At 71.9% G+C, this 19749-nt stretch carries 19 protein-coding genes; 14 read left to right on the top strand and 5 right to left on the bottom strand.

Going from position 1 to position 19749, the window contains the following annotated elements; all coding sequences use genetic code 11:
* Positions 1-3: 3 nt before the first annotated feature.
* Complete coding sequence (locus DVK06_RS01010) at positions 4-993, bottom strand: DUF5821 family protein (RefSeq protein WP_121598990.1); 990 nt, start codon at positions 991-993, stop codon at positions 4-6.
* A gap of 132 nt (positions 994-1125) precedes the next feature.
* Between DVK06_RS01010 and DVK06_RS01005 the strand changes: the two genes are divergently transcribed.
* Positions 1126-1923 carry an aldo/keto reductase gene (locus tag DVK06_RS01005; RefSeq protein ID WP_121598989.1) on the top strand — a complete coding sequence of 266 codons (798 nt, stop codon included), beginning with the start codon at positions 1126-1128 and terminating at the stop codon, positions 1921-1923.
* A 26-nt stretch (positions 1924-1949) separates the two neighbouring features.
* Here the strand turns inward: DVK06_RS01005 and DVK06_RS01000 are convergent, their stop codons facing one another.
* Complete coding sequence (locus tag DVK06_RS01000) at positions 1950-2987, bottom strand: phosphotransferase family protein (protein WP_121598988.1); 1038 nt, start codon at positions 2985-2987, stop codon at positions 1950-1952.
* Between the two features lie 144 nt (positions 2988-3131).
* Here DVK06_RS01000 and DVK06_RS00995 point away from each other — a divergent pair, with 144 nt between their 5' ends.
* Both DVK06_RS00995 and DVK06_RS18845 read left to right on the top strand, forming a co-directional pair.
* Positions 3132-5252: a hypothetical protein gene (locus tag DVK06_RS00995; RefSeq protein ID WP_121598987.1), complete on the top strand. Its 2121-nt coding sequence runs from the start codon at positions 3132-3134 to the stop codon at positions 5250-5252.
* Between the two features lie 107 nt (positions 5253-5359).
* The gene (locus DVK06_RS18845) at positions 5360-5509 is read left to right on the top strand and encodes a hypothetical protein (protein WP_167551910.1); all 150 of its coding nucleotides are present in this window, start codon (positions 5360-5362) and stop codon (positions 5507-5509) included.
* A gap of 34 nt (positions 5510-5543) precedes the next feature.
* On the opposite strand, the gene DVK06_RS00990 is transcribed toward DVK06_RS18845, so the two are convergent.
* The 3 genes from DVK06_RS00990 to DVK06_RS00980 all read right to left on the bottom strand — a co-directional run bounded on the left by DVK06_RS00990 (position 5544) and on the right by DVK06_RS00980 (position 8163).
* On the bottom strand, positions 5544-5996 hold the full coding sequence (locus tag DVK06_RS00990) for a DUF5799 family protein (protein ID WP_121598986.1): 453 nt from the start codon (positions 5994-5996) through the stop codon (positions 5544-5546).
* A gap of 71 nt (positions 5997-6067) precedes the next feature.
* On the bottom strand, positions 6068-7237 hold the full coding sequence (locus DVK06_RS00985) for a mandelate racemase/muconate lactonizing enzyme family protein (RefSeq protein WP_121598985.1): 1170 nt from the start codon (positions 7235-7237) through the stop codon (positions 6068-6070).
* A complete protein-coding gene (locus tag DVK06_RS00980) occupies positions 7234-8163 on the bottom strand; it encodes a 1,4-dihydroxy-2-naphthoate polyprenyltransferase (protein WP_053772174.1) in 930 nt (309 codons plus the stop codon). The genes DVK06_RS00985 and DVK06_RS00980 overlap by 4 nt, the downstream gene beginning before the upstream one ends.
* Before the next feature lie 127 nt (positions 8164-8290).
* Here DVK06_RS00980 and DVK06_RS00975 point away from each other — a divergent pair, with 127 nt between their 5' ends.
* From DVK06_RS00975 to leuD, 11 genes are all read left to right on the top strand, one after another.
* Positions 8291-8833 carry a carboxymuconolactone decarboxylase family protein gene (locus DVK06_RS00975; protein ID WP_121598984.1) on the top strand — a complete coding sequence of 181 codons (543 nt, stop codon included), beginning with the start codon at positions 8291-8293 and terminating at the stop codon, positions 8831-8833.
* Positions 8834-8873: 40 nt separating this feature from the next.
* Positions 8874-9152, top strand: a complete 279-nt coding sequence (locus DVK06_RS00970) for a hypothetical protein (protein ID WP_121562113.1) — start codon at positions 8874-8876, stop codon at positions 9150-9152.
* A gap of 289 nt (positions 9153-9441) precedes the next feature.
* Positions 9442-10419 carry an aliphatic sulfonate ABC transporter substrate-binding protein gene (locus DVK06_RS00965; protein ID WP_121598983.1) on the top strand — a complete coding sequence of 326 codons (978 nt, stop codon included), beginning with the start codon at positions 9442-9444 and terminating at the stop codon, positions 10417-10419.
* A gap of 1 nt (position 10420) precedes the next feature.
* On the top strand, positions 10421-11272 hold the full coding sequence (locus tag DVK06_RS00960) for an ABC transporter permease (protein ID WP_121598982.1): 852 nt from the start codon (positions 10421-10423) through the stop codon (positions 11270-11272).
* Positions 11256-12056, top strand: a complete 801-nt coding sequence (locus tag DVK06_RS00955; protein WP_121598981.1) for an ABC transporter ATP-binding protein — start codon at positions 11256-11258, stop codon at positions 12054-12056. The genes DVK06_RS00960 and DVK06_RS00955 overlap by 17 nt, the downstream gene beginning before the upstream one ends.
* Before the next feature lie 414 nt (positions 12057-12470).
* Positions 12471-13631, top strand: coding sequence for a LeuA family protein (locus DVK06_RS00950; protein ID WP_199241413.1), 1161 nt, complete (start codon positions 12471-12473; stop codon positions 13629-13631).
* Positions 13632-14019: 388 nt separating this feature from the next.
* Positions 14020-15819 (top strand): biosynthetic-type acetolactate synthase large subunit, encoded by a 1800-nt coding sequence (gene ilvB / locus DVK06_RS00945; protein ID WP_121598980.1) that lies wholly within the window; start codon positions 14020-14022, stop codon positions 15817-15819.
* Positions 15816-16499, top strand: a complete 684-nt coding sequence (ilvN, locus tag DVK06_RS00940) for an acetolactate synthase small subunit (protein WP_053772166.1) — start codon at positions 15816-15818, stop codon at positions 16497-16499. The genes ilvB and ilvN overlap by 4 nt, the downstream gene beginning before the upstream one ends.
* Before the next feature lie 33 nt (positions 16500-16532).
* A complete protein-coding gene (gene ilvC / locus DVK06_RS00935; protein WP_121598979.1) occupies positions 16533-17591 on the top strand; it encodes a ketol-acid reductoisomerase in 1059 nt (352 codons plus the stop codon).
* Positions 17591-19051, top strand: coding sequence for a 3-isopropylmalate dehydratase large subunit (gene leuC / locus DVK06_RS00930; protein WP_121598978.1), 1461 nt, complete (start codon positions 17591-17593; stop codon positions 19049-19051). The genes ilvC and leuC overlap by 1 nt, the downstream gene beginning before the upstream one ends.
* Positions 19052-19139: 88 nt before the next feature.
* On the top strand, positions 19140-19745 hold the full coding sequence (leuD, locus tag DVK06_RS00925) for a 3-isopropylmalate dehydratase small subunit (RefSeq protein WP_121598977.1): 606 nt from the start codon (positions 19140-19142) through the stop codon (positions 19743-19745).
* Positions 19746-19749: the final 4 nt, after the last annotated feature.

Here is a 19749-nt window from a genome sequence, read left to right as displayed (position 1 = left end):
TTCTCATTCCGTCACGTCGCGGACCGCCGCGACCGTCTCTTCGGGGGTCTCGGCCGCGGCGAGCGCGCCGCGGGGCGCCAGCCGCTCCCGCGGTCGCCCGACCGGCTGCGGCTCGGCGACCGTCTCGATCAGGTCGGCCGCCCGCAGGAGCCGCTTTATCCGCGTGAACGTCGAGGGGCTCCCGAGCCCCGCGTCCTCGCAGGCCCGCCGGAGGGTGCGGTCGAGGACGCCCTCTCGCGCGCCGACCGCGTAGGCGCGGACGCGGGCCGCTTCCGGGTCGGGACCGTCCGCGCTCGCGTCGCCCGAACCCCCCGGCGTGTCGCCCGCGCTGTCTACCGTATCGCCGGCGTCGTCCCCCGTGTCGCCGGCGTCGTCCCCCGTGTCGCCCGCGCCGTCCGTCACGTCGAGCGCGCCGAGGACCGCCGCCGCGACCGACTCGTCGCACCGCGCGGCGATCCCCTCGTACACCCGCCGCCGACTGGGCGTCCGGAGCCCGTACGGCTCCGCCTCGGCGAACCGCGACCCGTACCGCTCGCGGAGCGAGGCGTCGTCGCCGACCGGGTACCACCCACCCGGTTCCGCGGCCGCCCCGGCGCGCTCGCTGCCGATCAGGGCGAATCCGGTCTCCTCGCCCGCCAGCACCGGGTTGGGCTGCGGCGCGTCGAGGACGCGGAGCTCGACGGCGTCGGCGTCGACGAGCGCCGCGAGCCGGCTCGCCGACCGGAACCCCGCCGTCGCGTCGTCGACCGCGCTCTCGCCCGCGAGCACCTTCAGCGTCGGGATCTCCGACGGGTCGGGGTCGTCCGCGCCCGTGTCGCCCGCGCCGCCCGACAGGTCCGCGACGCTCGGCTCGACGAGCGCCGGCGCGGCCTCGCGGTACCCCGCGACGACGGCGCGGAGCAGCCGCGGTCCCGGGTCGACGAGGACCGGGTCGGCGAACGCGCCGAGCCGGAGCGGCTCGGGGGTCGAGGGGAGCGCCGGGTTGGTCGGCATCAGGCCACCCTACGGCCGCGACGGATTAAGCGTGCGGGACGGAACGCTGGACGCGGCGGCACCGGCGGGGGCGTCGGATCGCCGCGTGCCGGCTCGGGCGCCTTTTTCACTCCGCGCCCGGAACCGTCTCGCGTGCCACCGCTCGACCTGTCGATCGGGCTCGGAACGTCCGGGCTCGACGACCCCGAGACCTGTACCGACACCGTCGCCGCGGCGCTGGACGCCGGCTACCGCCACGTCGACACCGCGCAGATGTACGACAACGAGGCCGCGGTCGGCGCGGGGATCGCCGCGAGCGACGTCGACCGCGACGACGTGGTCGTCGCCACGAAGGTCCACCCCGAGAACCTCGCCCCCGACGACGTGCGGGAGACGGCGCGCGAGAGCCTCGACCGCCTCGGACTCGACCGCGTCGACCTCCTGTACGTCCACTGGCCGATCCGCGCGTACGACGCCGAGGCGACGCTGCCGGCGTTCGACGACCTCCGCGACGCCGGCGTGACCGACCACGTCGGCGTCTCGAACTTCACCCCCGACCTGCTGCGCGAGGCGCGCGAGATCCTCGACGCGCCGATCGCGGCCCACCAAGTTGAGTGCCACCCGCGGTTCCGCCAGCCGGAGCTGCGCGGGCTCGCTGCCGAGTTCGACCACCGCCTCGTCGGCTACTCCCCGCTCGGTCGGGGCGAGATCCTCGACGACCCGGAGGTCGCCGCGATCGCGGAGCGGAACGACTGCTCGCCCGCGGTCGTCGCGCTCGCGTGGGCGCTCGACCGCGGCGTCGCCCCGATCCCGAAGGCGCGCGGCGACCACGTGCGCGAGAACCTGCGCGCGCTCGACGTCGACCTGCCCGACGCCGACCTCGACGCCATCGACGCGCTTGACCCGGGCGATCGACGGATCGACCCGGACGACGCGGCGTGGAACCGCTGAGGCGGGCGGCCGAACCCCCGCCGCGGTCAGACGGCGTCGAGCCGCGCCCGTAACTCGGCGTCCGCGCGCTCGATCAGGGCGTCGACCGGCTCGTCGAGGTACGTCGCCCACTGGTCGACGAACCCCGACCGCCCGAGCATCCTGACGACCTCGTAGACGGGGCGGCGCCGCTCGAACCCCGCCGGGAGCCCCCCGGCCCGCTCGCGATACCCCTCGCGGAGGGCGGCGGCGAACCGCTCCGGGCCGGTCGAGTCGAAGCCGTTGAGCAGTTGGTCCTCGGCGCGGACGAGGTCCCGCGCCGGGTCGCCCACGTGAGACAGCTCCCAGTCGATCGCCGCCACCGCGTCGGCGTCGACGAAGAGGTTCGGCTTCGTGACGTCGCCGTGGAGCAGCGCGGCCGGCGCCTCGTCGAGCGTCTCCCGGTTCGCGCGGACGCAGTCGATCACCGCGTCGTAGTGGCTCGCGAGCCGCTCGCTGGTGCCGATCTCGCGTGTCCGCTCGACCGTCGCGAGCAGCACGTCGGACCACGGCGCGAACGCTATCGAGAGCCCGGTCGGCCCGTCGGGTCCCGCGGACGTTTCTTTCTCCGCGGTCGCCGCGCGCTCCGCCGCGCTCCCGCGCTCCGTCCCCGCGCCGACGATCTCCCCGTGGTCCGGGAACCGGTCGGCGTGGAGCGCGGCGAGCGCGGCCCCGACGCGGCGGAGCAGTCGCTCGCGCTCGTCGTCGCTCGCCGCCTCGTAGGCGTCCAACAGCCCGCGACCGGGCGCCGGCGCCGTCGCGAGGTACGCCGGGTCGCCGTCGGGCTCGGCCGCCAGCACCTCGGGAACCGCGAGTGGCCCGTGTTCGGCGACGTAGCGGAGCACGGCGCGCTCGCGGGCGAGTCGGCGGCTCTCGTCGGCCAGCGCGATCTTGAGGAACGCCCGGCCGCCGTCGGCGAAGACGACGCCAACCGTCTCGTTGGCGCCGTTCCACGAGGGGCCGACGCCCGTCAATCGGTCCACGGCCCGGTCCGGAAACGCCGCCGCGAGTGCCCGTTCGATCGGCTCTGACCCGGCACCGTTCATACCCTTTTTCCGTGCGGGGGCGTGTTAATATTTTTGTCAGGACGGCATTTGCCGTGGTGCGTGAGCGCTCGGAATACGTTTCAGAATCCTGTTACCGCGTGATTATCGACACGCTCATACGTGTTGGCAAACCAGAATAAGCTCGTGAAAGACGGGGTTTCGGGCGAGCGCATCGGGTTCGAGGTCGACGGGACGACGCTCACGGTCCGCGACGTGATCGAGGGCGAAGAGATGGAGTTCCGCGCCGACCGCGAGCCGGAGCTCTCGCCGGCGCTTCCGGCCCTGTTCCCCTCCCCGGTCGACAACGCCGTCAGCTTCGAGGCGACGTCGCTCGCCGTCCCGGCGTACACGTCGATCGTCGTTCGCGACGCCGAGGGCGAGTTCGTCGAGCGCCCGAACGATCCAACGGAATTCCCGCGGGGATCGTACTGTGTCGAGACCACGGGCGCAGTGAAGTCGACCCTCAGGGTCGAAGACGCGGAGGTGTCGGTCAGCGGCGTCGAGGGACCGGAATCGGTCGAGATATCGCTGGACCGTCCGGCGACCGTCTCCCTCGGCGTCCGCTCGCTCCATACCCGGCCGGAGGCGACGATCACCGTCCCGGACGACCCGGAAGCCCTCGCGGAGGCGGTGTCGGTGCTGGGATCGTCCATCAGGGAGTTTTCGGCGGAGCGGTCCTGGCCGACGCTTCGCGGGTACCCGCCCCGCATCCGGCGAGGGGAGTCGCTCGAAATCCCGAGCCCGCTGACCGTCCCCGACACCGGCGTCGAGGTGGTCGTCCGACCGACGTACGCCGACGTGTACCGCCTCTCGACGCTCGCCTACTACCTCGGGGCCCGGATGACGATCGGCGAGGCGCCGGCCGTCCGGCTCGACAACGGGTACACCGAGCGGCTTCCCACCGACGGCCACCGGCTCGAAGAGCGGGCAGCGGACCTGCTTCGCACGTGGTTCTTCCTCGACACGCTCGTGCGGACCGACGGCTACACGATCTCCGACAGGGCGGAGTACGACCTGGTCGGCCCGCAACTGCCGTTTTACCCGCCGAACCTAGCCGATCTCCCGCTGAGCGAACGGCTGATAGAGTTCCTCGAGGTCGACGCGGAAACCGTTGAGCCGTACGCTCCCGAGTGGGCGGCGGAAGCGGTGCTTCGTCCCGGCCCCGAAGGGGCCGAGCTCCTGCCGCACCTGGCCAACATTCTCGCGCCGATTCGAGTCCGTGGCTCCGCCGAGGGGGTTCGCTCGGGGGATCCGGTCGGAGTCACGGCGGCGGACCGGCCGACCGGCAGCCGATCGCTCTCCTCCCGCGAGGGCGACTCGGTTCCCGTCCCGGACTCGATACCGGAGTGGACCGCCGCGGCGCTCCCGGCGGCGTACGAACACGAGCTTCGGCGGACGCCCCCGGACGCCGGAGGCGCGAACGTCACCCTCCTCGTTCGGTCCGAAGAGCGAGCGCGGCGACTGCGCGAGGCGCTCACGAGCCCGTCGACGCCGGCCGGCGTCGGGTCGCTCTCGATTCTCGAAACGCCGACGACGGACTCAGTCGCGGACGCGCTGTCGGACCCGTCGATCGACCTGTTGTACTCCGATCTCCCCGTTCGCGAAGGCCTGCCGGTCGCGGACGACCTCCCTCGTTACCCGGCGGCCGACGACCGATCGGCTCCGGCCGTCAGCGTCTTCGAGGGAAGCTCACGTCCCGCCGTCGCCGTCGACACGGTCCGCCGCGGCGGCACCGGGGCCGCGGTGATCGACGGTCACATCCCGGCGGACCAGATTCGAACCGCGATCGAACTGCTCGCCGCGGAAGGCCTCCCGCTCGACACGGCCCTCGCGACGCTACGGCTTCCCAGTCACCCTCCGGTCCGCTTCGCGGGCAACTGCTCGACCAACGTGATGCCTCCGAACCCTCCGACGCCGAGGTTCATCTCCGTCGAGTCGGTCTCGGAGTCGCAACACCGAGTCACCTGGCGAACGGTGCTTTCCCCGGCTTCGTGGCTCGGGGCGGAGTATCAGATCGTCTACGACTGTTTCGACGAGAAGACCCGGCTCGTGGGACGCGACCCGACGGAGCAGCCGATTCTCTCCTCGGAAGTGGTGGCAGACTGGTCGACCGAGCCCGACACCACGCTGTTCCTCAACGGTCAGTTCGTGCCTCCGACCGTCGATCTCACCGTCGAGGACGTCGAAGCATCGGCTCGGAAGGCGCTCGCGACCGACGAGTCCGGCGCCGGCGACCCGACCGAACTCCGCAGCGAGTCCGAGTGACGCGACTGACGCTGCGCCGAGCGCCGCGAACCGAGTCCGCCTCGGCGACGCCGTCGCGGATCACGCCCGGCGACATTTTTTATTCCCCCGCCGACCAACCCTCGCATATGCCCCAGATCCACCTCGACGAGGAGACGGTCGAGCGGCTCGACGCGCTCCGGGTCGACGACGAGGAGTACGACGAGATCGTGAGCGAACTGATCAACATCTACGAGGCGGAGGAGCTGACGCTGTTCCGCGGCAGCGACCTGAAGTAAGTCCGGCGTCGGCCCCGCGTCCCGGGCCGCCCCGCTACTCCTGATACGCGACGCGGACCTGTTCCCACTTCCCGACTTCCTCCAAGTGCGCCTGTAGCTCGTCGGCGTACTCCTGGACGAGCCGCTCGGCGGCCTCCAGTTCCTCGTCGGACGGCCCGCCGCCGCCACCGCCGAGCCCGAGCGCGCCCTTGATCGAGTCGACGACGCCGCCGCCGCCGGAGCCGCCCGAGTCGCCCCCGGGGGCGCCGCCCATCCCCGCCATCTGCGACCGGAGGTTCTCCAGTTCGGGCATGATCGCGGGCAGGCTCGACGTGTCCGCGACGACGCGGGCGGCCTCCGGGTCGTCGGCGTTCTCGATCTCGAACTCCGTGGCCGTCATGATCAGTCCCCACTCCTGGCTGGAGAAGCGCGACGCCGCGACGCGCTCGTTGAACTGGTTGTCGACGGTCATCCGCTCGCCGACGATGGCGTCGGTCCACTCGCTCATACCCCTCCGTTCGCCGGTCGCGGTGAAAAGTCCGTCCCCCCGCGGCGAGCGCCGGGTCCGCCCCCGTCCCGCTACCGCCGCAGGTCGTCGAACGCGCCCCCGGCGAGACCGGGACCCGTCGGGACCGCGATCCGGCCGCCCTCGACCGGGCAGGGGTCCGGCGCCAGGTCACCGTCGAGCAGCGACGCGGTCGCGAGGCCGCAGGGCGACACGTCTGGGACCGCGGCCGCGACGTGGACGGCGGCCGTCCGGGCGACCACCGCGTCGATCGTGGTGGTGACGACCGGGTCGACGCCGGACTCTCGCGCCCGCAGCGCGGCCGCGAGCGCGCGGTCCGGCCCGCCGAGCGCCATCGGCTTGAGCACGACCGCGTCGGCCGCGCCCGCGTCGAGCACCGCGCCGATCCCGCGGGCCGCGACCGACTCGTCGGCGGCGATCGGGACGCCGCCGCCGTCGTCTCTCCCGTCGTCGCCCTCGCCTCCGCCGTCGCTCCCGTCGCCGTCGGCCGGGTCGCCCCGGCGAAGCGCCGCCAGGCCGTCGAGGTCGTCCGCCGGGAGCGGCTGTTCGACGTACGCGAGGTCGAAGGCGGCCAGCGCGTCCAGCGCGCGGGACGCCGTCTCGCGGTCCCACGCGCCGTTCGCGTCGGCGCGGAGCGCGACCGCGTCGCCGACGGCCTCTCGGACGGCGCGGACGCGCTCGATGTCGGCGCCGACGCCGCGGGCGCCGACCTTCACCTTCAGGCAGTCGAACCCCGCCTCGACCGCGCGCCTCGCGTCGGCGGCGGTCTCCACCGGAGAGCCGTCTCCGACGGTCGCGTTGACCGGGACCGCGTCCGCGGGGGCGACCCCGGCGCCGGCCGTGTCCGCGAGGTGAGCGGCGAGGCGCCGTCCGCGCTCGCGGGCCGCGGCGTCGGCGACCGCGAGGGAGACGCCGTGGCGCGCGGCCGGCGTCGACGCCGCGTCCAGCGCCTCCGCGGGCGAGTCGACTTCGCTCCGGTCGCCGAGGTCGTCGAGCGCGGCCTCGCAGGCCTCCCGCGACTCCGTCCAGCCCGGGAGCGGCGTCGCCTCGCCGAGGCCGGCTGCGCCGTCCTCTGCCGTCTCTCGTTCAACGGTGACCACGAACCCCTCCCGGCGGCCGATCTCCCCGCGGGCGGTGCCGAGCGGTCCGGTCAGGTCGAGCGCGAACGGCCGGTGTCGAACGGTCCGGGCCGGCCCCCCGCCGCGCGGGTCGTCGTCGGTCACACCGCCAGTCCGACCGCGAACGCGACGGCGTACGCGGCGAGCAGTTTGCCGGTCGATTCGAGCGCGGGGTTGAGGGCCTCGCCGGAGGTCTCGGTCAACACGGTCCGCGCGACGGTCGCCGCCAGCGGGAGCGTGACGAGCGGGAGCAGCGTCGCGAGGCCGTCCCCGCGCGCGACGAACCACAGCGGGGCGAGGTACGCGAGGGCGAGCATCGCGAGGTACTCGCCGCGGGCGAACCGGTAGCCGAAGCGGACGGCGAGCGTGCGCTTGCCGGTCGAGGCGTCCTCCTCGCGGTCGCGGAGGTTGTTGACGACGAGGATGTTCGTCGACAGCGCGGCGATCGGGAGGCTCGCGACCGCGGCCCCGACGGTGACGGCCTCACCGGGCACCCCGACCGGGAACCACCCGGCGAGGAGCGCCGCGGCCTGGACGTAGTACGTCCCCGTCACGGCGATCACGCCGAAGAAGACGAACACGAAGAGGTCGCCGAGCCCGTGGTAGCCGAGCGGGTACGGGCCGCCGGTGTACGCGATCCCGGCCGCGACGGAGGCGAGTCCGATCACGAGGATCGGGACGCCGCCGACGGCGACGAGGTAGGTGCCGACGCCGATGGCGGCCGCGAAGGTGAGCCACATCGCCCGCTTCACCTCGGCCGGTTCGATGAGGCCGCTGGCGACGACGCGGGTGAACCCCTCGCGGTCGTCGGTGTCGGCGCCCTGGATCGCGTCGTAGTAGTCGTTCGCGAAGTTCGTCCCGACCTGGATCAGCGCCGCGCCGACGAGCGCCGCCAGCGCGGGCAGCGGGGCGAACACCCCGTCCGCGAGCGCCAAGCCGACGCCGACGATCACCGGCGCGGCCGCGGCCGGGAGCGTCTGCGGCCGGGCGGCGATCAGCCACGCCCGCCGGCGGGTGACCTCGGTGCTCATTACCCTCGGTTGGTGCGTGGCGTCCCTTAAGCTTGCCATCGCGGATCGCCGCCGCGCCCCCGCGGCCGCTCGCGGCGAGCGATACCGAGTGGCACACACCTATGCTCCCCGAGCGCGACCAGGCGCCATGGCCCGCGTTCCCTACGCCGAGGCGTCGGACGTGCCGGACGAGCACGAGGACCTCCTGGAGTCGTCGCTTCAGGGAAAACCGCTCCGCGTGTACCAGTCGGTCGGCAACAACTCCGAGGTGTTGGCGGGGCTGCGGTCGTTCCTCGGGTCGCTGTGGACCGACAGCGGCCTCACGGAGCGGGAGCGCGAGCTCGTCATCCTGGCGGTCGCGAGCGAGGTCGGCAACCGCTACGAGTGGCACCAACACGTCAACATCGCCCGTGGGGCTGGGGTCGACGACGACGCGATCGCAGCGCTCGGGCGCGGTGACACCGGTCCCTTCGGCGACGGCGAGACGACCCTGGTCGAGTACGCCCTCGCGGTCGTCCGCGGCGAGGTCGACGCGGTGGCGCACGACGAGGTCGCGGCGCTGTACGACGACGAGGCGATCGTCGGTATCGCCGCGACCGCGCGGGGGTACGACGCGCTCGGCGGCATGATCGACGCGTTCGACCTCGAACTGGAGCCCGGAACCGAGTTCCACGGGTGGGACCCCCGGTAACGACCGACAGGTTCGACAGGGTCCGGCCCGTATCGCGGGTATGACCGACACGGAGGCCGCGTCGGCGAACGGGATCGAGGCGCGGTACGAGGAGACGGACGGCGAACGACGGCTCACCTTCTCGCGGGACGGCCGCGAGGCGACCGTCGCGCAGAACGTCGAGGGGTACGCCATGCTGAAGGTCCGGCCCGGCCCCGACGGCGACGAGTTGGAGCGGTACTACGGGTTCGACATGGCGCTCGACCACGCCGCCGAACTCCTCGGCGTCGCCGTCCCCGACCTCCCGGTGCCGGACGCCGCCGCCGACATGGGGATGTAATCGCGGAGGAACTCGTTTCCTCAGTGGATGCTCTTCGCGGCCGAGACCGGACGCCGCGAGGACTCCGCAACATGATCCGGTACCCGGAACGCGAGCCGAACGCCTTCGAGCGTTCGAGCGACCGCGAACGAACCGCGCGTCCGGGCGACAGCGCGAGCGACGCCGCGGTCTGTTCGCGTGTGAACCGTCGCCACTGATGAAAATAAATAACCATAGAGCATCATAGACGTGGCTGAATATTCTCAATAGCCATATCGGTTTATGAGCGGCACCGGTACGAGGAGTCACGATGGAGCGAAGACAGTTCTTGCGCGGTACCGGCGCAGCGATCGGCGGCTCGCTCGCCGCGGGCTGTGTCGGGGGCGGGAGCGGCTCGGGTACGGTGACGGTCGACTACGCGTACTACAACCCGGTCAGCCTCGTGTTGCGCGAGAAGGGCTGGCTCGAGGCGACGTTCGCGGACTCCGGCACCGACGTCGAGTGGGTGTTGAGCCTCGGCAGCAACCAGGCGAACGAGTACGCGCAGAGCGGCGAGGCCGACGTCTCCTCGACCGCCGGCATCGCGGCGCTGATGGCGCGCACGAACGGCGTGCCGATCACGACGCCGTACGTCTACTCGGAGCCCGAGTGGACGGCGCTCGTCACCTTCGAGGAGACCGGTATCGAGTCGGTCGCAGACCTGGAGGGGAAGCGGGTCGCCGCGACCCGCGGGACGGACCCGTACTTCTTCCTGCTCCAGGCGCTCGGTGACGCCGGGCTGAGCGAGGACGACGTCGAGGTCGTCAACCTCCAGCACCCGGAGGGGCAGTCCGCGCTGGTCCGGGGCGACGTGGACGCGTGGGCCGGGCTCGACCCGCACATGGCCGAGCTCGAGCTCGAACACGAGGGGGCCGAGCTGTTCTTCCGCGAGCCGCGGTACAACACCTACGGCTTCCTGAACTTCCTCGACGGGTTCCTCGCGGACCGCACGGAGCAGGCGCGCCGCGTCCTGGAAGCCTACGAGCGCGGCCGCCAGTGGGCGGTCGAGAACCCCGAGGCGACCGCGGGGATCCTCGCGGACGCCTCCGAGATGTCCGCGCCGGTCGCGGAGCGCGTGTTCACTCGGCGGACCGACCTCTCCGAGCCGATCCCGGGCGAACCGCACCGCGAACTGCTCTCTGACCTCTCGCCGGTCCTCGAACGCGAGGGGCTCGTGACCGACGACGCCGACCCGGCCGGGGCCGTCGACGAGCTGATCGACTCCGAGTTCGCGACCGAGGTCGCCTGAGATGGCCGCGGACACCCCTCACGAGTCCGAGGCCCGCCGCGGGTCGGACGGCGACGGGTCGGCCCGGAGCGCCGAGTCGCGCGGTCTCAGGCCGGTCCCGCTCTCCGCCGCGAGCCGGCTTCGGCCGCTGCTCGGCCTGCTCGTCCCCGCCGCGCTGGTCGTCGGCTGGCACGTCGCGGTCGCGACCGGGGTCTTCGCGGCCCACCAGCTGCCGGCGCCGCTGCGGGTGGCGGAGACGCTCCGGGGGATGGCCGCCTCCGGCGAGCTGTGGGGCCACGTCGCGATCACGGTTCAGCGCGTCGTTCTCGGCGCCGGCCTCGGAATCGCCGTCGGAATTCTGTTCGGAACCGCGACCGGGCTCTCGCGGACCGCGAGCGACCTCCTCGACCCGCTCTTACAGAGCCTCAAGAACATCCCGTCGCTGGCGTGGGTGCCGCTGTTCCTCCTCTGGTTCGGCATCGGAGAGACCGCGAAGGTGCTGCTCATCGCCGTCGGCGCGTTCTTCCCGGTGTACCTCAACCTCTCGACCGGTATCGCCGCGGTCGACGAGGAGCTGCTGGAAGTCGCCGAGGTGTACGACCTCGGCCGCGTCGAGTCGCTGCGGCGGGTCGTGTTCCCGGCCGCGCTCCCGGACCTGCTCGTCGGGGTCCGCGGCGGCGTCGGGCTGGCGTGGATGTTCGTGGTCGCCGCGGAGCTGATCGCGGCGAGCCAGGGGATCGGGTTCCTGCTGAGCGACGGGCGGACCCTCGCGCGGCCCGACATCATCGTCGGGTCGATCCTGCTCTTCGCGTTCCTCGGCAACTGCTCGGACCTCGCGGTGAAGGGGGTGAGAGACCGTGTCGTCGGACGCTGACGCCGACCTCGCGCCGCCGACCGCCGACGCCGCGCCCCCGGACGCGGACCCCGTCCTCGCGGTCGACGGCCTCCGGGTGCGGTACGACGACACCGTCGCGCTCGACGGCGTCGACCTCGCGGTCGCGGGCGGCGAGTTCGTCGCCGTCGTCGGCCCGTCGGGCTGCGGCAAGTCGACGCTGCTCCGCGTGCTCTCGGGGCTCGAAGCCGAGTTCGGCGGGCGCGTCACGGTCGACGGGACGGACGTGCGCGACGGCGGCAGCGACGCGGTCGGCATGGTGTTTCAGGAGCCGCGGCTGCTCGACTGGGCGGACGTGCGCGAGAACGTCGCGGTCGGGCTCCCGGCGGACGTGAACCCGGATACCGAGGCGGCCCGCGAGCGCGTCGACGACCTGATCGAGACGGTCGGGCTCGACGGGTTCGCCGAGAGCCGCCCGGGCGAACTCTCCGGCGGCATGGCCCAGCGCGTCGCGCTCGCGCGCGGCCTCGCCTACGACCCGTCCGTGCTGCTGCTCGACGAGCCCTTCTCCGCGCTCGACCGCCTGACGAAGGCCGACCAGCAGGACCACCTGCTCGACGTGTGGGCGGAGCGGGGAACGACCGTCGTCCTCGTCACCCACGACGTCGAGGAGGCCGTCTACCTCGCGGACCGCGTCGCCGTCCTCGGCGGCCAGCCCGGCACGGTCGAGTCGGTCGTCGACGTGGACATCGACCGCCCCCGCGACCGGGCGGACGCCGACTTGGTCGCGCTCCGGCGCGGGGTGACGGCGGCGCTCGGTCGGTGAGGGCGCACCGCAGCGATCCCTGACGCGCACCGGCGGCGCCGCACGCCGATCCGCGGCGCCGCGCGCTGCCCGCCGCCTTCCGTCGCCCCGTGCCACCGCGTGTCGCGACGCGCGTTCCCACCGCGCGCCGGTTGCGGAGCGAAAGAAACGAACGTCGATCCGGCTTATTAATCGGCTTCCGGATCGGAATACGTCCCCGATCACCGGTGTGTGTATAATCTCCTTAAGGTGTAATGATGCCGGCGCTGTCCTGCGGTTCTCTCGGTTTCCCTCGCGGCGCGCCGAACTGCCGGTCCGCTCCGATTTTGCGATCGTCCAAACCGTTAAGTACCCGACCGTCTTGTCGTGAGTCGATGACAGACATCACGGAGGCTTCGTCGGACACCCCGGCGGATCGAGTTCTTCCAGGGCACGATAGCTTCTAACGTCGACATAGGTCCGGTACGGATCTTCGACACGACCCTGCGAGACGGAGAACAGTCACCACGGACGTCGTTCAGCTACGACGAGAAACGCCGCATAGCGGCGACGCTGGACGACATGAACACCCACGTCATCGAGGCGGGGTTCCCGGTCAACTCGGACGCGGAGTTCGAGGCCGTCAGCGACATCGCCGCCGCGACGGACACCACCGTCTGCGGGCTGGCGCGGGTCGTCGAGGGCGACATCGACGCCGCGCTCGACTCCGGCGTCGAGATGGTCCACGTGTTCGTCTCCACCAGCGACGTCCAGCTGGAGGACTCGATGCACGCGACCCGCGAGGAGGCGAAGGGGCGCGCGGTCGACGCCGTCGAGCAGGTGAAAGACGCCGGCGTCGAGTGTATGTTCTCGCCGATGGACGCCACTCGGACGGACCCGGAGTACCTGATCGACATCGTCGAGGCCGTCTCCGACGCCGGCACCGACTGGATCAACATCCCCGACACCTGCGGCGTCGGGATGCCGACCAGCTTCGGCGAGACGGTGAAGGCCGTCGTGGAGGCGACCGACGCCCGCGTCGACGTCCACACCCACGACGACTTCGGGATGGCGGCGGCGAACGCCGTGGCGGGCTTCGAGAACGGCGCCGAGCAGGCGCAGGTGTCGGTCAACGGGATCGGCGAGCGCGCCGGCAACGCCGCCTACGAGGAAGTCGTCATGGCCGTCGAGTCGGTGTACGGCGTCGACACGGGCATCGACACGACCCAGATCACCAAGCTGGCCCGGATCGTCGAGGAGGCCTCGGACATCCCGGTGCCGGCGAACAAGCCGATCACCGGGCGGAACGCGTTCGCCCACGAGTCCGGCATCCACGCCGCGGGCGTCATCGAGAACGCCGACACGTTCGAGACCGGCGTGATGACCCCGGAGATGGTGGGCGCGGAGCGCGAGTTCGTGCTGGGCAAACACACCGGCACGCACAGCGTGCGCAAGCACTTGGTGGAGGCCGGCTTCGACCCGACGGACAGCGAGGTCCGGAAGATAACCAAGCGGGTCAAGGAGTACGGCGCCGGCAAGCGGCAGGTGACCGCCGGCGACGTCGAGCGGTTCGCCGAGGAGGCGGGCGTCGCGCGCGAGGAGGAGGTCCGGGTCTGATGGACCCCGCCCCGACCGGAGCGCCCCCCGAGCGACCGCGAGGACGGTCGCGGGAGCACCCGACCGAGGGGCCGCGCGCCGCCCGGCGCCGCGTCCCCCGACAGGAATTTATACCCCGGCCGCGTTGCCTCGGGCGAGATGCGACGGCGTTCCACGGCCGCGGCGCGCGCGAGCGTCCCGGGAGCCATCGCGCCGATCATCGTAGGGGTCTGACCCCCTACACTACCCCTTCCTCACCGACGCGACGCACCGCCGAACGCCGGCGGCCGGACCGTTCCCGAACCCCGGAGTGCCGCGCTCGACGGGTCGAGGCCGCCCCCGGCCGCCCCGCGTTCGCAGCGACCGACACGACAACCCGCCAGATGCAACACCGCACACCACCACGACAATGAGCGACACAGCAGCACAGCCGCGATCCGACGCCGACGAGTCGGACGACGGCGCGACCGAGGAACCGACCGACCCAGACGACGGACCGGCCGCGGGCGCCGTCTCGACCGGCGCCGAGTCGGTCGTCGCCGCCCTCGAGGCCGCGGGCGCGAAGACCGCCTTCGGCGTTCAGGGCGGCGCGATCATGCCCGTCTACGACGCCCTGTACGACTCGTCGATCCGGCACGTGACGATGGCCCACGAGCAGGGCGCGGCCCACGCCGCCGACGCGTACGGCGTCGTCGCCGGCGAGCCGGGCCTCTGTATGGCCACGTCCGGCCCGGGCGCGACGAACCTCGTCACGGGCATCGCCGACGCCGACATGGACTCCGACGCGATGGTCGCGCTGACCGGCCAGGTCCCGACGGAGTTCGTCGGGAACGACGCGTTCCAGGAGACGGACACGATCGGGGTCACCCGCCCCATCACGAAGCACAACTACTTCGCGGGAGGGGCCGACACCGTCGGCGACACCGTCGGCGAGGCGTTCGAGCTGTCGCGGGCCGGACGCCCGGGGCCGACCCTCGTCGACCTCCCGAAGGACGTGACGCAGGACGAGACCGATCGGACGCCCGGGCCGGCGACGCCGCCCGCGGGGACCGACCCCGACCCGAACGCCGACACCGACGCGGTCGAGGCGGCCGCGCGCGCCATCGAGGCCGCCGAGCGTCCCCTCTGTCTGTTCGGCGGCGGCGTCATCAAGGCCGACGCGAGCGACGAGGCGCGGACGTTCGCCCGGAGCTACGGGATCCCCGTGACCACGACGATGCCGGGGATCGGGTCGTTCCCCGAGGACGACGACCTCTCGCTCTCGTGGGCGGGGATGCACGGCACCGGCTACGCGAACCTCGCGATCACCCACACCGACTGCCTGATCGCGGTCGGGACGCGGTTCGACGACCGCCTCACGGGCGGCATCGACACGTTCGCGCCCGAGGCCGAGGTGATCCACGTCGACATCGACCCCGCGGAGATCAGCAAGAACGTCCACGCCGACTACCCGCTGATCGGCGACGCCGGGCGCGTGTTGGACCAGCTGACGGCGGCGGTCCGCGAGGCGCCCGACGCCGCCGCGTGGCGCGAGCGCTGCGAGGAGTGGAAGGAGACGTACCCGCTCACGTACGCGACGCCGGACGACGAGCCGCTGAAGCCGCAGTTCGTCGTCGAGGCGTTCGACGAGGCGACCGACGACGACACCATCGTGACGACCGGCGTCGGGCAACACCAGATGTGGGCCTCGCAGTTCTGGACGTACACGGAGCCCCGCACGTGGGTCTCCTCGCACGGGCTCGGCACGATGGGGTACGGCGTGCCCGCCGCGGTCGGCGCGCGCGTCGCCGCCGACACGATGGGCGAGGAAGACCGCGACGTGGTGTGTTTCGACGGCGACGGCTCCTTCCTGATGACGATGCAGGAGCTGTCGGTCGCGGTCCGCGAGGAGTTAGACGTCACCATCGCCGTGCTGAACAACGAGTACATCGGCATGGTGCGGCAGTGGCAGGACGCCTTCTACGAGGGGCGCCACATGGCGTCCGACTACACGTGGATGCCCGAGTTCGACAAGCTCGCGGAGGCGTTCGGCGCCCTCGGGCTGCGCGTCGACGACTACGACGAGGTCGCGCCCGCGGTCGAGGAAGCGCTCGACTACGAGGGGCCGGCCGTGGTCGACTTCCACGTCGACCCCGGGGAGAACGTCCTGCCGATGGTGCCGAGCGGCGGCGCGAACGGGAAGTTCGCGGCCGCGGAGGACCAGCTATGAGCGGCGACTCCCCGTCCGCCGGCGCGCCGGAGGCCGACTCGCGGCCCCTCCCCGACGAGCAGCCCGGGCCGGACGAGCGCGACCACCCCGAGGGGCGCCGAAACCTGGAGGGGATCCGGATCGACCCGGTCGTCGAGGCCGAACACGAGTCGCGGCGCGCGGTCATCTCGGCGCTCGTCGAGGACGAGCCCGGCGTGCTCGCGCGCGTCTCCGGACTCGTCTCCCGCCGGCAGTTCAACATCGAGAGCCTGACGGTCGGGCCGACGACCGTCGACGGCCACTCGCGGATCACGATGGTCGTCGAGGAGACGGACCCCGGCATCGACCAGATCGAAAAGCAGATGGCGAAGCTGAAGCCGGTCATCTCGGTCGGCGAGGTCGCGGGCGACGCGGTCACCTCGGAGCTCGTCCTGCTGAAGGTCGAGGCCGACGACCCCGCCGCGGTCCACGCCGTCTCCGAGATGTACGACGGCCGGACGGTCGACGCCGGCCCGGACACGATCACGGTCGAGCTCACCGGCGACAAGGCGAGCGTCGACAGCGCGATAAGCGCCTTCGACCGGTTCGGCATCGTCGAGATCGCGCGGACGGGCCCGACCGCCCTCGCGCGCGGCGACACCCCCACGGCGCCAGGAGAGAAACCCGGAACGGCCGGCGAGCCGACGACGCACGACGACTGACACGCGGACCCACGCGGACACAACACGATACACATGACCGAAGACGACACGCAGACGTTCGACTCGACAGTATACTACGACGACGACGCGGACGAGGAGGCCATCGCGCACAAGACGGTGGCCGTCCTCGGCTACGGCTCGCAGGGCCACGCCCACGCGCAGAACCTCGCCGACAGCGGGGTCGACGTGATCGTCGGCCTCCGGGAGGACAGCTCCTCGCGGGCCGCCGCCGAGAGCGACGGGCTCCGCGTCGAGACCCCCGCCGACGCGGCCGCCGAGGCCGACGTGGTGAGCGTCCTCGTCCCCGACACCGTCCAGCCGGACGTGTACGAGAACGCGATCGAACCGAACCTCGACGCGGGCGACACGCTGCAGTTCGCGCACGGGTTCAACATCCACTACAACCAGATCCAGCCGCCGGAGGACGTCGACGTGACGATGGTCGCGCCCAAGTCGCCCGGCCACCTCGTGCGCCGGAACTACGAGAACGACCAGGGGACGCCCGGCCTGCTCGCGGTGTATCAGGACGCGACCGGCGACGCCCGCGACGAGGGGCTCGCGTACGCGGCCGCCATCGGCTGTACGCGCGCCGGCGTCGTCGAGACGACGTTCCGCGAGGAGACCGAGACCGACCTGTTCGGCGAGCAGGCCGTCCTCTGTGGCGGCGTCACCTCGCTCGTCAAGCAGGGGTACGAGACGCTCGTCGACGCGGGGTACTCCCCCGAGATGGCGTACTTCGAGTGCCTCAACGAGCTGAAGCTCATCGTCGACCTGATGTACGAGGGCGGGCTCGGCGAGATGTGGGACTCCGTCTCCGACACGGCGGAGTACGGCGGGCTCACGCAGGGCGACGTGGTCGTCGACGAGCACGCCCGCGAGAACATGGAGGCGGTCTTAGAGAAGGTCCAGAACGGGCAGTTCGCCCGCGAGTGGATCGCCGAGAACCAGGCCGGACGGCCCTCCTACACGCAGCTCCGGACCGCGGAGAAGAACCACGACATCGAGGCCGTCGGCGACGAGCTGCGCGGCCTGTTCGCGTGGGAGGAGTCGGCCGACGAGGACGAGGAGGAGTCGGCAGAGGTGACCGCCTGATGAGCGAGGGGACGCTGTACGACAAGGTGTGGGACCGACACAAGGTCACCGAACTCCCGAACGGGCAGGACCAGCTGTTCATCGGGCTCCACCTCGTCCACGAGGTGACGAGCCCGCAGGCGTTCGGCATGCTGCGCGAGCGCGATCTCGACGTCGCGTATCCCGACCGGACGTTCGCGACGACGGACCACATCGCGCCCACCGAGGCCGACAAGCGCGAGCGTCCCCTCGCCGACGACCAGGCCGAGGAGATGCTCTCCGCGCTCGAACGCAACGTGAGCGACAGCGGGATCACGTTCTTCGGCTTCGAGTCCGGCAAGCAGGGGATCACTCACGTCGTCGCCCCGGAACTCGGGCTCTCCCAGCCCGGGATGACCGTCGCCTGCGGCGACAGCCACACCGCGACCCACGGCGCGTTCGGCTCCATCGGCGTCGGCATCGGGACGAGCCAGATCCGCGACGTGCTCGCGACCGGCTGTATCGCCGCGGACAAGCAGAAGGTCCGCCGGGTCGACGTCGAGGGCGAGCTCGGCGAGGGCGTCTACGCGAAGGACGTGATCCTGAAAGTGATCCAGGACCTCGGCGTCGACGGCGGCGTCGGGCACGTGTACGAGTACGGCGGCCCCGCCATCGAGGCGCTCGACATGGAGGGCCGGCTCGCGGTGTGTAACATGTCCATCGAGGGCGGCGCCCGCGCCGGCTACATCAACCCGGACGAGACCACCTACGAGTACCTGAAGGGCCGCGAGTACGTCCCCGAGGGCGAGGCGTTCGAGGAGCGCAAGGCGTACTGGGAGTCGATCGCCTCCGACGACGACGCCGAGTACGACGACGCGGTCACCGTCGACGCCGACGGGCTCGACCCGCTCGTCACCTGGGGGATCAACCCCGGACAGGTGATCGAGATCTCGGAGCCGGTCCCGCACCCGGACGACTTCGAGGCCCGGACCGACCGCGAGGCCGCGGCGCAGGCGCTCGACCACATGGAGATCGAGCCCGGCCAGTCGATGCTCGGCTACGATGTCGACGTGGCGTTCCTCGGCACCTGTACCAACGGCCGCCTCTCCGACTTCGAGGAGGCGGCGAAGATCTTGGAGGGGAACACGGTCGACGAGGACGTCCGCGCGCTGGCCGTCCCCGGCTCCGAGACCGTCCGCCAGCAGTGCGAGGAGCGCGGCATCGACCAGACGTTCATCGAGGCCGGCTTCCAGTGGCGCCGCGCCGGCTGTTCGATGTGCCTGGCGATGAACGACGACGCCCTGGAGGGCGACGAGGTGTGCGCCTCCTCGTCGAACCGGAACTTCATCGGGCGGCAGGGGTCGAAGGACGGCCGCACCGTCCTGATGAGCCCCGCGATGGTCGCCGCCGCGGCCGTCGAGGGCAAGGTCGCCGACGCGCGCGAGTACCTCGACGACGGGCCGACCGGGGGCGCCGGCGGCGTCGAGGAGGTGGCCGACTGATGAGCGCGAACGACGCAGACGACTTCCGTCGCACGACGGAGTCGCGCGACGACGCCTTCGCCATCGGTCTCACCGGGGGTGAGACGCGATGAGCGAAGACCAGCACATCACCGAGGTGTCCGGCACGGGGGTCCCGATCCCCGGCGACGACGTCGACACCGACCAGATCCTGCCGGCGAAGTTCATGAAGGAGGTCACGTTCGACAACATGGCGGACTACCTCTTCTACGACGCCCGGCGGGACGACGACGGTGAGTTCAACGACCACCCCCTCAACCGCTTCGAGGGGGCGTCGATCGCGGTCGTCAACTCCAACTTCGGCTGCGGCTCCTCCCGGGAGCACGCGCCGCAGGCGATGATGCGGTGGGGGATCGACGGCGTCGTCGGCGAGTCGTACGCGGAGATCTTCCGCGACAACTGCAAGTCGCTGGGCATCCCGGCGGTCACGACGGACCACGAGACGGTCGTCGAACTCCAGGAGTGGATCGAGGCGAACCCCGACGGCGACATCGACGTGGACGTCGAGAACGAGACCGTCACCTACGGCGACACCGTCATCGACGTCGACGTCGACGACGCGATGCGCGAGGCCTTGGTCGAGGGGATCTGGGACACGACCGCGCTGATGTACTCGAACCGGAGCAAGGTCGACGAGACGGTCACCGACCTGCCGTACGTCGAGGGGGACGACTGACCGG

Origin of the sequence: Halorubrum sp. Atlit-28R, from assembly GCF_003665955.1 — an archaeon.
Lineage (GTDB): Archaea > Halobacteriota > Halobacteria > Halobacteriales > Haloferacaceae > Halorubrum > Halorubrum tropicale.
Note: the sequence above shows the minus strand (reverse complement) of the source record. Positions and strands in the feature narration are given on the sequence as shown.